Raw genomic sequence first — 15,656 nt, 5'->3', positions numbered from 1 at the left:
TACTACACTCCCTCCCTCAGTTCAAAAAATGGATGTTCAACAGTTTCTGTTAAATCATGCGGGCTTATAAAGATAAAATTCCATTGCATCTGTTTTAGCTCAGGATCACGGATCTGTTCACGGAAGACCCGCGCTACCTCTTCCTCCCAGCCAGAAAATGCCGGTTTAACACCCAGAATAACATCAATGCATTCACGGCTAGTCTGCCTGAAACGAATATGTGCCAAACAACGTGACACTTCTTCATGTGTAAACTCCGCCAAACTTATTAGCACGAAAGTGCTAATTTTTCGGCCGGACGTGGTGATTACAAAATCCCGTTTTCTTGCCTTTGTCAGTCGGAGTACAGGTGCCGACTGACCGCAAGGACATGTCTCTTCTAGTAGCATTCCCCGGTCACCGGTTTCCAGACGAATTAGCGGCATAGCTGTATTATTTAGAGGAGTAATAATAATATCTCCCTCCTCATCCAAGACTTGCTTACCATCGCGCATAATTTCAACTAACACATTTTCCGAAATAACATGCAGATGCCCGTATGGGCATGAAACAGCCACAGTACCTGCCGCTGCTGTTGAGTATACATTGGCTGTCCGAGCATGAAAAACATTCTGGATTAATTCTTCAGTTTGTTCATCATATGTCTCACCGTACAACTCAATATAATGCAGACTTGGCGGTGTCGGTTTACCACTCGTTGTAACAATCTCGGCCATCAATTGTGCAACACTAGGCGGTAGTTGCAACCACACCGGATCAAACTCAAGCATAGCATCCATATACTCCTGCAACTGCTCTTGTGATTGGTTAGAAATGAGAAACGATAATGTTTTCTCATTCCAACTCAAACGGATTGGCATATAGTCTAAAATCTTATTGCCCTCATATTCCGCAGTACGAAATACACAACGTTTATCATTTACATTAACGCCGTACCGCTCTTTTCTAATAGCCCACATCCTTTCCTCTGAGCGTTTATTATCACGGCTATCCCAATAAATTTCCAACGGAACACCTGCGGAACCAAAGCTACGTTTAATAAGCAGGTAGTCAATGTCCGGATAACGTTGATACCGATTATTGAGAAAACGACTATGTTCCTTTTGAACACTTTGCCGAGTCAGTAACGGGAAACTAGATAATTGGGGAACTGATTTTGTTTGTTGTTTATGTGAGTGCAAAAATACTCTATAATAGTCTACCTCCTGAGCGGCATATACCAACTTCTCCCTAAGTCCAATGTCCGTCTGCTGTCCTAGAATGTACATCAAATCACCTAATCTTTCTATAAGTCTCAGAATTATTTTTTCTCAAGCAAGTTTAACTCCTCAATGATGAAACTGTGGCCAAGTTTCACCATTGGGGATTAGGAATTTACTTAACCGCGAATGTCTTTATGTAAGTTTGTTGTATTGATACTTTTTCTACCCTTGTTCTCTGACTCGGTAAGGGATCCGCCACCGCTACAAATCCTACAGTCGCATGAACAATAACAATTACAAGCCATTGCCTCAAGCGTATTCATCCGGCTCGACCGTGTCTTGGTTAATTTTTTGTTATTCATTGGATTTTCTCCTTTCTAACAAATTTTACACAAATTCATTTTATGGGAAACTATGCTAAACACACATGTGTCCTGTGGCCACCCATGAACACTAGTATGCTTTTGCCAACGTAATCTCTATTTTCTTTTTATTAAAGCTTCAATTAGCGTATATTTAAATGTTACTTTCTGTGAGCATAGGTTACATTCTGGAATAGTTAAGTTAAAATGAGTGTAATGCAACGGGCTATGCCTACTGAATATAAGTTAATAAAGCTCAAAGTGAATTACATCAGTCAAGGAAATGCCTTTCCAAACACACTTTAGAAAATTCTGATTCTGCAATCTAAACGCTCTCATTGCCCATCCGCTTGTTAATGCTTCATAATTATGTTTAGAAACTCGTAAAATCTCAGACTATTTCGCAGCTTATAAATGAAGTACCATAACTAATGTTGCATGTGCAATAACAAATGTCATTGAATCAAGTGTGTTTTAACGTTTTGTCTAAGTCCTACTAAATCCTTTTTAATAGATCTTTTACTTTCTATACAAACGAAACTTGTATCTTCTTTACTATAAATTCTCATAGTGAATATCTATAAAACATTCATGTCATCACAGCTTTCATAAGCTCATACACCCTGATAGCGGACAATCCTGATACACGTAATACCTGACCAGCAATTAATCTATCTATTATTGGGGTGCTAATACTTTCTTCACCATATATCCAAAGACTGACATTTTTGTACTTGTCAGGCAGTATGAAAGATGTAATGCCTAACAGAATAATTTCACAAGAAAAATACCAAGACATGCGCGCTATAAAAGAATCTATATCAACTCCTTCTTGAAAGCTTGTTTCATACCAAGGACGAGGTCCAGGCAAGTTCGTAGCTACTCGTGCATTGTAGTCATCCTGCTGCAAATATTTCATCAGCAATGTAAGCAGATATGACAACCGATTATTCGAAAATCCAGTCAACACTACCACAGGTATCTCAACAAGTGGGTAGGAACATGTTAAAACACTATTTTGGAAAACACAACCTGAAGCATTGTTTTTAAGTAATCTCAGTATCTCATTTTTATTTGCTTTTTGATTACTTCTAAGAATCGTAAGTATTTTTGCTGTAATCAATGGTGCTGCATAGCTATTGGATATTGGGGTGTCTATTTCATGCCCCCCTAACACTATTTTATGTCTGGATGAAGCTTGAAAGTCAATTCTTGTTAATAAATCTTGGCAATATATATATGCATCATCTATAAGTTCCTGACGATACTCTACACCTATGACATCTGGTAAATAGGCAGGATATGTGACTGTCCCACGATTGCCAGTAGCAGCTACCAGAATTCTGTCTGAATCCAATAAATAGCGCACAGCCTCTTCTATTCTTGCAAAGTCTTCATACGCATAAGTCCCGGCACTAAGGTTAATTAGCCTAATGTCCAAAGAGACGCACAATTCAAACGCCTTTAAAAGTCCTTCGATACTTCCCCTCCAGGTTTCCTTCTCCAAAATTTGTATGCTAAATACATCTACATTATTAAAATCTGTATATAGCCGTACAATGCGAGCGCACATAGTTCCATGGCTATATGGTGTAACCGTGTTCTTTTTCAAAGTCCTAACATGTAATTTCTCATCGATCAAATAGTTTCCTGCTAGAGTACATACTTCTGGATGAACGCCATCATCTAAAATCGCCATACGAATATGTTTATCAGACATGTTAAATCTTAATCCTTCCTGTTATAAATGCTTCAGTGAACTACCAAGTACAATTATATTTATCAGCCTGTAAGCGATACATATAAGCATATACGCCATTTGCCTTTATCAATTCCTCATGCGATCCCTTCTCGACCAAATGACCATTTTTGATGACAATAATTAGATCACACATGTGTATATTTGACAAGCGGTGTGATATGAGTACAGCACCTTTTCCGTCATATAAGGTTTCAAACATGTGAAACACTTCATCTTCTGACTGTGCATCTAAAGAGGCGGAGGGTTCGTCTAATATATAAATATCAGCCTCTCGAAAAAAGCCACGAGCAATTGCTATTTTCTGCCACTGTCCAACTGACAGTTCCTGCCCACTCTCATCGTATCTTCTTGTCAGATAGGTATTAAGTCCTTGGGGGAATTGCTCTGTAAAAGAATTCGCCCCACTTTGTACCAAAGCAGCAATGACTCTCCTATCATCATCTGCTTGGCTAATGTCTGACAGCGTAACTGATTCCTTTATATTAAAAGCATAATTGCAATAGTCCTGAAAAACAGTACTAAAATGGCTACGAATGCTTTGCAGTGTATACTCCCTAATATCCTTACCGTCCATCAGGATCTGCCCCTCTACCGGATCATAAAATCGAAGTAAAAGTTTTACAATAGTTGTCTTACCGCTTCCATTCGCTCCAACTAAAGCAATTTTTTCCTGACTGTAAAAAGAAAAACTAACGTTTTTCAAAACCCAAGGCAACTCGTCATCATATCTGAAACTGACATTTTTAAACTCAATAGTAAAACAAGTTTTATTAAGTGATTGAGATCCCTCTTCACGCATACTATTGTTAAGCTCTATAAAATTCATAAAATTTAGGATGCGCATCTTCCCGTCTATCAACTGTGAATAACTGGAAATCAACATATAAACACTCCCCAAAATTTGTGTCATTATCCCTTGTAAAAAAGTATAGTCACCGATCGTACGTATACCTTGAATAACTGACAATCCTAATAAAACAAGGAACGTTGCTGCAACAATTTCAGGCATTGTTGAGAGTGCCAGCAGAAGTTTTGTATACCGAAGAGATATCTTTCTTTTTTTTGAAAACAGTACTTTCCATGTATTTAGGAACTTTTGACTGATAAATGAGTAGATATTATATAGCCTTACATCTTTGGCAAATTCTCGTGACAATAGCACATCAGCAGCATATTGCATTTTTCGTTCTTCTTTCAAATGATGTCTCTGGAAACCATATACCGCCTCCACTTGCTTAAGTTCAGCAATTGTACATGGAATAACCGAAATCACAAAAATAATCGGCAAAATAAAATCAAACTGAAAAAGGTAACCAAAAGCTATAATAAACTGAACAATATACTGAATAATATCCAATGCTTGAAAGGCGGACTGCGTAATAAGATAGCTGTTTGAATTTGCATCGCACATCTCATTGTAAAATTCAGTCGAATCAAAAAACGACAAATCCAGTTCTGCAGCCTTTTTCATGATTAGATGTTTCGTGGTGGTATTCATCGTTTCCCGATATAATCCGGCATAATACTCATTTACCGTTTCAACTACTTTTTTGAGTACATTCAGACTAAGCAATAATAATGACAGTATTAAAAATGTTTGTATAATTGTATCTGTCACCTTCACATCCGTATTATAATTCACAAGAAGATTCATAAGCGACCTGGTAACTAAAATAATAATAAAAGGGACTGCTAATGAAATAATATTTAAAGTATTTCTTATAATAAAATACTTTTTGGAAGTCACCCATAATGTCTTAAAACAATAAAGTAATATTTTATAAAATTCTATTATACTATTCATTCTTTTCCTTAATATGCTCAATACCATTCTTTAGATAACCTCATTCCCTATTCAACATATTTTGTTTTTTCTCTTTGTTAGTACAGGCATTGTAAAAGTAATTTATCCTTATTTTAATCACCAGGAACAATTAGTATCTCAGCTATTTGCATCCTTTGGAACTGATCTTAGTCTGACCCTAGTGCTTGCCTGAACTACGGGTAACAAGACCATTTATCTGTATTGACAAGCATTGTATATGTTATTGTTTTCTCCGTAACTAGGTCGGTTTTTCATTTTATGCATTAACAATTAATGTATGAAACACTGACACAGCAATAGCAATTAAAATATTTTTTATTATAAACCCTACTTGCTTAATACCCAATAGTTGTATCACTGTTAATAAGATAAATTTCCTTCCCATTTCCATCATAGTTTTCAATATTTTCTATTAATTCGTATTTTAAAATTTTATATTCTAAATATATAATATACCTGTTTTTAATTCAGTACAATACTTTATAAATTTTTCGTTAATATATCTATATAATACTATATAATACTTAGCAATTTTACATTAAAATGTGAAAAAATAATTTTATATATAATTAAAAATGTAATATTAATAATTTGTGATACCAAATATTGTTAAGGCAAAAGATATATTTATTGTATAGTTTTTTAATATATTCCTGTACGCTTTCTCATCAGTCATAGTGTTACTGATTTCATGAGCTGTCATTGAACTGATTTCTTACACTGTCATTGACCTGCTCAAGTTTTTGTCATTGCTGATATTTCTCGGGCGGTATAACCGCCCGAAGGATTAATCATATATTTATGTACTTTGATAATTCAACAAGTGCATATGCCACACTGCATGCATCTACCTTTTTTAGTTTTGTATTGCTTAGCCGCTCAAGATTCCAAAAAATATCAGAGAAAAATGACAGCTCAATCCCGATGTCCCAGTTCGGAATACAGATATAATTTCCATAGGCATGATGCCCTACAAGAAGATGAAAATAGCTTCCTCTGGCGGTTACTTCTATTTCATAGGGTTCTGAATCCAGGCGTATGGGGATGATCTCCCCCGGCCATGATGTTTTAGATCCTGCCGGGAGTTTTGCCTGAAAGGTTATGTTCATGAATCTGCACCTCCTTTCAGCATCTTGGTCTACCACGTAGCGGACCATATGCTCATCAATCAGACGCTTGTTTTGCTGGAAGGCATACATTAAACATTTTTCGCTGATACGGTTGATGCTTCTTGGGATCCCTGCTGATTCCCGGTAAATATCATCTAATGCCTTAGCAGTAAAAAGATCCTGGCGGCCATCCGCATACTTTAAGTGGGATTGAATATACCGCTCCGTTTCAGAACGATCCAGATGCGGAAGGACGCAGTTGATGTCGATGCGTTGGCGTACTGCCGCATATCGCTGCAGCTTCAGCTTGTCCCAGAGCTCCGTCTGGCCCACGAGAACCAGTGTCATGGGGCTCAAAGAGTCGAATTTATAATTCAAAAGGAAGCGAAATTCTTCAATCGTTTCACGCTCCAGAAGATGGGCTTCATCCAGAATACAGACCACTTTTTTATTCTGCACACCACGGATGATCTCAATCTGGTTCTGGAGCTGGCGTTTTGCATCTCCACGGTAAAACTTTGATTCAATCCCAAACTGGTCAAGCAGCCCCTTATAAAACCATCTTGGTGTCAGCTTCGAGTCTGACAGATACAGAAATATATATCTGTCCTTTGGAAGGGATCCACAAACCTTCGGATCAGCGTGGACTTCCCACAGCCTGCATCCGCAGTGACCACGGCAAAAAGCTGGCGGTCAGCGGCATAAGCAAGACGCCCGATGGCATCTGCAACATAAGGGGATTCATAAAGCAATTCCGGTGGGATGTCTCTGGTAAAAGGGGTATGCGCCATTTCAAAAAAGGCTTCATACATGGCCAGCATCCCCCTTTCCATAGCTGCTGAAAGAAAGGGCATTTGCCTGCATCTTCAGTGACTGTTCACGCCGGCGTTTGAGCCCTTCCAGGAAGCGTGAGGATTCAGGATCCGCCGGAAGCATGCTTACCGGTATTTCCGGTTTTGGATCACAGTATTCGTTAATCTGAAGCGGTTTTGCCAGAAATGGCTTTATTCCGTCATAGGAAACGGTAATGATTTCTGGTTTCAGCGGATCATAGGAAATCTTTACTTTTTCGCCAATCAGTGATGTGCTGGTTTCATATATTTGATCAGCAACACGGATGCATCCGCCTTTATCTACTTCGCGATCTTCATGGTGCAGGAAGACATTTCCTACAACATCTGCATCCAGAAATATAAGCGGATGGGAATCCCGGTTCCATTCCTGGAGCGGACTGATCCCACCTGCTGGAACGGGAGAACGAAGACTTTTGTAGTATTCCCCAATCCCTTCGTGTGGTTTGTTGTGATAATACTCCTCCAGCCAGATGTCCCAGAACTGGTTCAATTCCTCCAGTGTCTTGATTTTCTGGGCAGAAGTTTCCGCCAGAAATGCATTGACAAAGCGGTTGAATACTTCCACACCGCCTTTGGACTGTGGGGAGTATGGCTTTGCTTTCAGTACGCGAATACCAAGCATGGAAAGCGACTGGATCAGCTGTCTGGATACGAACTGCTTCCCATTATCGTGGTAGCAGGAACGATTTTTTCCATGCTTTAGAATCGCTCTATGATAGCAGTCTTCCACAATACTTTCGCGTTTATGGTCGTACCACTTGGCTTCCAGAACATACCGGGAATGATTATCAATGATCACCACGAGATAAGTCTGGACTCTGGAGCCTTTCGGTCCGATGGGAAGTTTTAACCCATACTTGATATCGGATTCGACCAGCATCATGCGGTGGGGCTTACAGAAGCGTTTGGATGAGCTTTTTCTTGCATCCGTGTATTTCTTCATCTGCTTCTTGCCAAAGCCGCTTTTATAAAGGTAACGCTGCATCGTAGAACGTTTTAAGATCCCGGGCGGCACCAGACCTTCCATCTCCAGTATCAGGATGATCTGGGCAACGGATCTGGATGGGACTTCTCTTTTCAGCTGGATTGCTTCGTTTACCAGTTCGTCAAAGTTTTCTGGCAGCGATTGTGTCCTGTGTGATTCTCTGTTCCTTGGTTTTAACCCGGAAAATCCATTCTCACGGTAGTAGTTCTCATACCGGTAGAGACTTCTGGTGGAAACCTGATACTGCTGGGAAATCTGCTCTCTGAGTTCTACGCGCTTTGCCTGGTCAAGGGATTCGTCAAGCAGTGGGGAGATCATCTGGAACCTTGCCAGTGCCTGGTCTTCCTGCCATGCTTTTGCTGCCTGTCCTTCCGTTTTTAATTCGTTTGTTGTCATACTGATTACCTCCTATGAGACGATCATACATGGAAACAGATTGACAGTACAACGAAAGACGGAGCACGATGCGCAGCCAGTCACAGTTGCTCTCACGTAGTTTATCAAGCAGTAAAACGCTGGTTGTCAGGAGCTTCTCAGAAAAGCCAAGAAGCTGATATCCTTTGGATCGTAAAGTCCCTTCCATCGTATCTTTGTTAAGCCCAAACCAGTGATGCCACTGATGTATGGTCTCCTCGCTTGGATGATCCTCAAAGCCTTTCGTATCAGGGGTGATTAGTTCATCCAAAACACCGGAAATGATATCTATTTCGAAATGCTTATGTGGAGCCAGCATATCCGGGAGTTCACGGTGTATGGAGTGACAGGATCCATTGGTGCAAACCAGGCGGTGGATACGGAGCCACCGGACTTTACCCTCTTTGCCTTTCATGATGCGTTTTACGTAGTCATGGTGTTTCAGGGGATGGCCGCAGACCGGGCAGATGGAATTTTCACTGCTTTCAATTAAAAATATGTTCTTCCTCATTGTAGGAGACCGTGTAATCTGTTATAATAACCATGGTTTTATACCAATGGTCTCAGTGATCACACAACTTGCAGGAGGGTGTCACTGGGACCTCTTTCTTTTTATACTTTATTGACAGTATAAAGGTCTAATCAGTGACAAGCAAAAAATTTAAAAACACGTCAATTTAGGCGGGCAATAACAGTCATAGAATAGAATTAGCCTCAGTAGTATGACTTAATTATCAAATCGTGTCCTTACTGAAGAATTAAAAAAAATAGAGTGTGTGGTTCTTTCATTGTGAACCTACACACTCTATTTTTATGAAGGATATGGATTTCATCAATTTAAATTACACATTACGGCCCCCTTATTATTTCAATATATGACCTGCCATGTATTACTCATAGCAGTTCCCCGTCTCTCAGCCCGAGTGCTACATCCGCCATTTCAGCGACTTCCAGGTCGTGCGTAACTAAAATAACACAATACCCTTTCTTATGTGCAAGGCCGCTCAGTATTTCAACAATGTTTTGTGTATTGGCACCGTCAAGGCTGCCGGTTGGCTCGTCCGCTAGTATTATTTTTGCATTGCATGCTAAGCTTCTCGCGATCGCAACGCGCTGCTGCTCCCCTCCGGAAAGTTTGGATGGAAAACGGTTCATTTGTTCTTTTGTAATTCCCACGCTTTCAAGCAGTTCCGCAGCTTTGGGCTTGGCTGCTTTGGGGCTGACCCCACATAGCTCCATTGGAAAACAGACATTTTCTATGACTGTCAGCAAAGGGAGAAGATGAAACGCCTGGAAGATCATGGAGATACATTCGCGGCGATAATAATCAAGATCAATCTCACTCAAACTATCACCGTTTAAGGCGATTTCCCCTTCTGTAGGCAAATCCAGGCCTGCCAGTAAGGAAAGCAGGGTGGACTTTCCCGATCCGGATGGACCCACAATTGCATAAACCTGGCCCGCTTCAAACATAAAGGAAATCCCTGAAACGGCGGGTTTCTTAGCATTTTTATACGTATACGTTACCTTATCCAAAGTTAAACACGCCATAATTCTACTCCTTTACCTGTAAAAGTTCCAATGCTTTTCGTCTGGTTACCAGGACCGATGCCCCGGTCGCCCCACACAAGCTTCCGGTCAGATACAACAGCCCACAAACGACAAGTGTGCTGGTACTTCGGATCATCAACTCTAAATTATATAGAAGCAGTCCCTCAGTCACAATAAATAATCCTGCGAAGCATAGTACAACCTGCTCAAACACTAATATGCATCTTACGCGTTTTTTTGTAACGCCAAGGATGCGCATGAATGCCGCTTCTCTGGACAATTGAATGATCATCAGACCCTGCCCAAATGCCCCGATCAGTACCGCTGCAATCAAAGCTACTGGGAAAAGCAGGTTCAGCAGATCACGAACACGCCCGACATTTTCCAGGCCTCCGGAATCAATATAAAATGACGCCATGGGGGCGTTATCCTCTTCAGCCCTCTTCTGAGTATCCAGTAAGCGGTTTAAATCGTCAAGTCTTTCATTATCTGCCAGTGTGAATTCACTATACTCAAAAGGAAAAGCCTGGCCATATGCGTCCTCGGTTTCACTGTTTGCCGCAGCAAAAATACCATTGCGGATACTTTCATCTTCTGACTCTATAAGCCCAGCCACCTTGTACTTCGTAGTTGCCTGCTCCACAGCTGCCTTAAGCTTTTCCTCACTATTGATCGCATGGGACAGGGAACGATACAAATCATATGGAACCACAGATATTTCATCTCCCGGACGAACACCGTACGTTTCTGCTGCAATCTCGCCAAGCAGGCACACCTGACCGCTGCTTGTGAAGAGGGAATCGTCATATCCTGATGCATACGAAACTGTGAAATCATTTTGCAGACAACGCTTAAGATCGTTTGTAACCGTGATGGTTTGATTATGTTCCTGATCGTTTATAAGCATCTGTATATTGCCGTAGCAATAGAAGTCCGTTATCAAACTAGATTTTGCCAGTTTGATTATGGAAGCGGACGAAAACTCCAGCGCCCTGCCATTCACATTCGTCTCACGAAAAGCGTCCTGATACGTAAGTCTGGCCAACGCAAACAGTCCAACACCGGCAGTCATTACAACCGTTAGTATCAGAGATATTGCAGTTTTTCCTGTTCCTCTTCGCATATGGCGCAGGATATAAGCTGTTACTTGACGCAGAGCACCGTATTTTCCCCTCAAAGGCAGTTCGCCAGAGACAGAAGTTTTGGTATTTTCTTGACTTACTGGAATAGATTCTGATCTTGCAAAATCCGATCCCACTTTTGTATCTGCCCCGGCACGCACCACGTTATCCTGCAGTAACTCCAACAGTGGCATCCGTCCTATTTTTCGCAGAAGAACCACAATGATGAGCGTGATAAACAGTAGTTCGCAGAACAGAGTCAGTAATACCAGGCCCATTGGGATCGATGCATCCAAGGTATAGTCCTGGATTGTCCCAGCAGTACTGGCAACTATATTGTCAAGCGTCTCCGCTGTCGTGGCAGACGCATGAAAAATCCCTGTCATGCCCCCACCTATTATTGCCGGCACCGCCAAAACCCCTAATGGCAGTACAACAGCACTGCGCGCTTTCCCGGTGGATACTCCTTGCGTACGCATAATCGCATAGGTCTTTTTATCGCGGCTGATGTAAAGATACACTGCAAGCAATAGTGCCAGCGCCGTTCCGGAGATGTACAGTACCGTGGTCAGAAACGAGGTCCGTGAACCTGCTTCAAAACTGTCCTTCATAGACAGCCAGCCCCTGTCTGAGAAACGCAATGCTAAATCCATTTCCCGGGCAAGCGGTTCAGCAGCTTCATAAAATGCTTCAATGTCACGGGCATTCTCTATAAATACGCTGAATTCACCTTTGGTACTTTCATAATCGTCAGGGACTTCGACAGGAAGCAGGGAACTCGGCACAAAAATTGTACTTGACGAGTAACTCCATTGCTCCTCCGCCATGCGCATCGAAGGGATGTCGGTAAATCGGTATGCACCAATGATTTCCAAATCAACGTTATCCACAAACTTTGACATGCGCTCCCCATCCCTTGCCTTTGCGCCGTCTATCCCATCTTGCCGAAACAACTTGTCACCCAGCTGGACACTGATCTTATCTCCCAGGGATAGGTTATGCGTCTCCATAAACAGGGAACTTACTACGCACCCCTCTGTATCCCCGGAAACCAGCGGACGTCCTTCGTCCATTACTATATTGCGTTCATTGAAGCGCGGGATAGTGCGCATGTCTGACGTATACACAATATCATAGGTATAAACCGCCTGATTGACCGCATCGATCACTCCCTTATAAAATGCAAATGCCTCCGTTTCAAGGTATTCGTCCGTTGCATCGTCCAAAACCCGGAAGGCTTCTCTGCCAGTGGCATTATCCAATTGCAGCTCGCCGCCGGTCAATGCATTATAAGTTCCCAGAATAAGACATCTGCTTCCCCCTTCCAACTGTTTAAAGTAAGATGCCTGAAAAGGTGTTTCCACTAACTCTTGCTCTTCAGCCGCCCAAGCTTTTATAACAGTCGGTTCCTGTTGATCAAACTCAAGATCACCGGCAAGCGGTCTCACTTCATCAAACTTTAAATCTAACATACCATCAAAAACTTCATCCTTGTCATACCCAATGTAGGTTCCCTCGATTATAAAGCGGTTCATACCATATCCGGAGCTATCGTCTACCAGCCGCATATAATCCTCCACCAGACCGGCTGTCATATATCTTGTGTCGGCCACAGTCACACCAGGCAGGGATGAAAACTCTTCAATCTGTTTATCCGTCGGCCAGGGTTTATCCTCTGTACCATAAATACTGCCAATAGTTACTCCCTCCTCAATCTGCACACTCGTTGTAATATCCGGCACAGAATTGTCAAGTGCTGCAACGCCGCAGTAGTAACTTTCGGCACGCCCCATCTCCCGCTCTGTAACGGCATAGCCGATAACACGGGAAAATAATGCAAACGAGGCAGCAGCTATTAATGTAAAGGTTAGAATGGTCTTCAGTGGCGATCGCAATAATGTTTTTATAGAAATGGATTTGCGCATGGTTTCACCCCCCTGCGTTGGACTTTTCTACCAGCTTCCCCCATCCTCCTGGGGAGACAAGAGCCACTGTGTGAAAAAACAACAGTATAGTTATTATTTCAATAAATTATATCAAAAGCATTATTTTTTTCAATATACTTGTCGTGAGTTACTTATTCAAGACGCAGATAGCATATTACAATTGCTTATTGGAACTTTAATCCAGATAAGTAATGTTGAAAAAAAGATAAACCAATGCAAAATAAACTATTATATATTGCAGCGTGAAAACCATAATCATAAATATCTCTGTCATTCTCATCTACAATTTCAGTTGTACAAGAATAGAAAATTCATTATTATCGTGCTTAAACATTACGTAACCACCAGTTTTTTCGGCAATTGCTTTAATTTGCCTTGTACCGATTCCATGTACTCCTGCGTTTCTTTTAGTAGATTTTAAACTTTCGATTGTCTCAAAGGACTTTACATCTCCATTCTCCTTTGTTGCATTTTTGCATGCTATCACCCAATATGAGTTAATGATACGAGTATTTAGCTCTATAAAGCGTAATTCTCTTACTTTCTCATTCGATTCAAAAGCGTTATCCAAGATGTTGCCAACCAAGATACATAAATCTACATCACTGATTGGTAAAACCTCAGGTAATTCTATATTAGCTATAAAATCTATCCGCTTTTTCCTGGCAGTCTTGGCTCTGGTACTAATAAGTACATCTAATACCGGATGCTTCACAACACCAGAAATCATCATGTCCTCATCAGCCAGATCATCAACGTAGTTTTCTAATTCAATATACTCCTTTGCTTTAATATATCCCGCGATAGCAATAATCTGATTATGCCAATCGTGATAAATTGCAGATATTCGGGAATTAATTTCTTTAATTTCCCCAATATGCTCCTTAACCATTTCAGCCGTGCGTAACTGCAATTTTGAATTTGTAAGTTCCTTTATATTTGCCGTAATTCTGTTATAAAAAGCCACAAAACTTGCAGCTATTACTGTGAGTGCAAGACTGCCGACGGTCATAACCGACTTAGCCATGTTTACTGGTAATAAGTCGCAACATTGGAATAATACCTCCAACATCGCCCAACACCCCACAGATATAAGCAACAAAAAAATACAATCCTTCCATTTTGGATTAATACTCTTATCAATGTTTATAGTTATCAAATAGTAGATCACTAATAATAGGATTCGTGTAAATATGATAAACAGCATCCTATCAATCCCTGGCAATACTGTCTGCATTGTAGAAGTATTAGTAATGAACAAATACAAACCTGTTACTAAAGAATCAACAACACCATCCAATACAATAGCAATAACACTCCAGGTCAAATGCATTCTAAATTTTCCGCTGAAAACAAAATGTGCATATATTAAACAGGCAGCAATTGAGAAATATGGACGAAATCCAAAGTTAACTATATAGTAAGCAACTCGAACACATACAAAAATAATTCCAGCAAATATTTGCTTTTTCTTATCCATTTTCGTTTCCAATGTACGATAAAGAAAAAACATGCTTAGTAGTATTGATGTAACTTGACCTAATCTTTCGACAATAATCTCTAATGTATTCATATTATTCTCCCGAATACATCATTGGAGTATTCCTCTAATAACTTGCTTATGTGTTTCCTACTTACATTTAAGTTTACTATTTCTGCTCCCTTTAAAAGATTTACAGAATATGGATATGTTGTTTTGATATTATAAATTTTTTCTTTTGCAATAACATAAGATCTATGAATTTGAATAAAATGGCTACTATCCCATAGACTGAGCAGTTCACTGAGAGTCCCCCTACTCTCTACTTTGGAATCTACTGTATGATATATAAGCGTGTGATTAATAACTTCAACGTAAATAATGTCACGCAGCCTTAATTTCATAATCTCATTTCCCATATATATAGTTACGCTTTTTTCAGCTTTTTGGTTGTCTATTATCCTATCTAAAAATAAGGACATTCTATTGATGTCAATGGGTTTACTTAAAAAACCCATTGCCTCTACTATATATCCATCAACTGCTCTGATAGAGTCAACCGTCACAAATATTATTGGAACGTTAGCCCCCATCTTTCTTATGTATTTAGCTGCATCTACGCCATCGACTTTATCTTTCCCGAAAGATATGTCGAGAAATACAACATCTATATTTGTTTCCCCTCTTACAATATATTGAATTAATGCTTGTGGCAAAGAAAATTTGTGACATTTATACTCAACTTTTCGTGTTGTTGCCCATTGTCTAACGGATTCTTGCAAAGCTTTTACCCAGTATACATCATCATCACATATTGCAATATTCATAACGCTCTTCCCCCCTAATTTCTCAACTTTGACAAAAAATTGATCCCAAGAATTTACTATTATAGAAAGACTTACTCAGAACAGAAAAAAATTAGTTTCATTGTTTAATTAGATACCATATATAAAATACGTATTAATACAACTTTACAGTTTATTTTGTAATATTTTTATTTGGCAATATCCATAAATTTGCTATCTACGTCCTGAACATGCATTTC

The 15,656-nt window shown here is 40.2% G+C and carries 12 protein-coding genes; all 12 read right to left on the bottom strand.

What is annotated here, in order from left to right; genetic code table 11:
• Positions 1 to 2: 2 nt before the first annotated feature.
• The 12 genes from AC0THY_RS09915 to AC0THY_RS09860 all read right to left on the bottom strand — a co-directional run bounded on the left by AC0THY_RS09915 (position 3) and on the right by AC0THY_RS09860 (position 15,438).
• Positions 3 to 1,268 carry an acyl-CoA synthetase family protein gene (locus AC0THY_RS09915; RefSeq protein WP_489990446.1) on the bottom strand — a complete coding sequence of 422 codons (1,266 nt, stop codon included), beginning with the start codon at positions 1,266 to 1,268 and terminating at the stop codon, positions 3 to 5.
• 110 nt (positions 1,269 to 1,378) lie between these two features.
• Positions 1,379 to 1,564 (bottom strand): CLI_3235 family bacteriocin precursor, encoded by a 186-nt coding sequence (locus AC0THY_RS09910; RefSeq protein WP_489990445.1) that lies wholly within the window; start codon positions 1,562 to 1,564, stop codon positions 1,379 to 1,381.
• Between the two features lie 589 nt (positions 1,565 to 2,153).
• Complete coding sequence (locus AC0THY_RS09905) at positions 2,154 to 3,284, bottom strand: S8 family serine peptidase (RefSeq protein ID WP_489990444.1); 1,131 nt, start codon at positions 3,282 to 3,284, stop codon at positions 2,154 to 2,156.
• 40 nt (positions 3,285 to 3,324) lie between these two features.
• Complete coding sequence (locus tag AC0THY_RS09900) at positions 3,325 to 4,944, bottom strand: ABC transporter ATP-binding protein (RefSeq protein ID WP_489990443.1); 1,620 nt, start codon at positions 4,942 to 4,944, stop codon at positions 3,325 to 3,327.
• A gap of 998 nt (positions 4,945 to 5,942) precedes the next feature.
• Entirely contained in the window at positions 5,943 to 6,833 is an 891-nt protein-coding gene (locus tag AC0THY_RS09895; protein WP_489994173.1) for a DUF6618 family protein, read from the bottom strand.
• Positions 6,830 to 7,072 (bottom strand): hypothetical protein, encoded by a 243-nt coding sequence (locus AC0THY_RS09890; RefSeq protein ID WP_489990442.1) that lies wholly within the window; start codon positions 7,070 to 7,072, stop codon positions 6,830 to 6,832. Before AC0THY_RS09890 ends, AC0THY_RS09895 begins: the two co-directional genes overlap by 4 nt.
• On the bottom strand, positions 7,065 to 8,495 hold the full coding sequence (locus AC0THY_RS09885; protein WP_489990441.1) for a DDE-type integrase/transposase/recombinase: 1,431 nt from the start codon (positions 8,493 to 8,495) through the stop codon (positions 7,065 to 7,067). Before AC0THY_RS09885 ends, AC0THY_RS09890 begins: the two co-directional genes overlap by 8 nt.
• Positions 8,398 to 8,928 (bottom strand): DUF6431 domain-containing protein, encoded by a 531-nt coding sequence (locus AC0THY_RS09880; protein WP_489994172.1) that lies wholly within the window; start codon positions 8,926 to 8,928, stop codon positions 8,398 to 8,400. Before AC0THY_RS09880 ends, AC0THY_RS09885 begins: the two co-directional genes overlap by 98 nt.
• A gap of 479 nt (positions 8,929 to 9,407) precedes the next feature.
• Positions 9,408 to 10,064, bottom strand: coding sequence for an ABC transporter ATP-binding protein (locus tag AC0THY_RS09875; protein WP_489990440.1), 657 nt, complete (start codon positions 10,062 to 10,064; stop codon positions 9,408 to 9,410).
• A 4-nt stretch (positions 10,065 to 10,068) separates the two neighbouring features.
• On the bottom strand, positions 10,069 to 13,110 hold the full coding sequence (locus AC0THY_RS09870) for an ABC transporter permease family protein (protein WP_489990439.1): 3,042 nt from the start codon (positions 13,108 to 13,110) through the stop codon (positions 10,069 to 10,071).
• Between the two features lie 301 nt (positions 13,111 to 13,411).
• Positions 13,412 to 14,704, bottom strand: a complete 1,293-nt coding sequence (locus AC0THY_RS09865; protein WP_489990438.1) for a sensor histidine kinase — start codon at positions 14,702 to 14,704, stop codon at positions 13,412 to 13,414.
• Positions 14,701 to 15,438: a LytR/AlgR family response regulator transcription factor gene (locus AC0THY_RS09860; RefSeq protein WP_489990437.1), complete on the bottom strand. Its 738-nt coding sequence runs from the start codon at positions 15,436 to 15,438 to the stop codon at positions 14,701 to 14,703. The genes AC0THY_RS09865 and AC0THY_RS09860 overlap by 4 nt, the downstream gene beginning before the upstream one ends.
• Positions 15,439 to 15,656: the final 218 nt, after the last annotated feature.

It is taken from the genome of Ruminococcus sp. 8Y-12 (assembly GCF_058119865.1).
The sequence above is the reverse complement of the archived record's forward strand: the minus strand, read 5'-3'. Positions and strand labels throughout refer to the sequence as shown.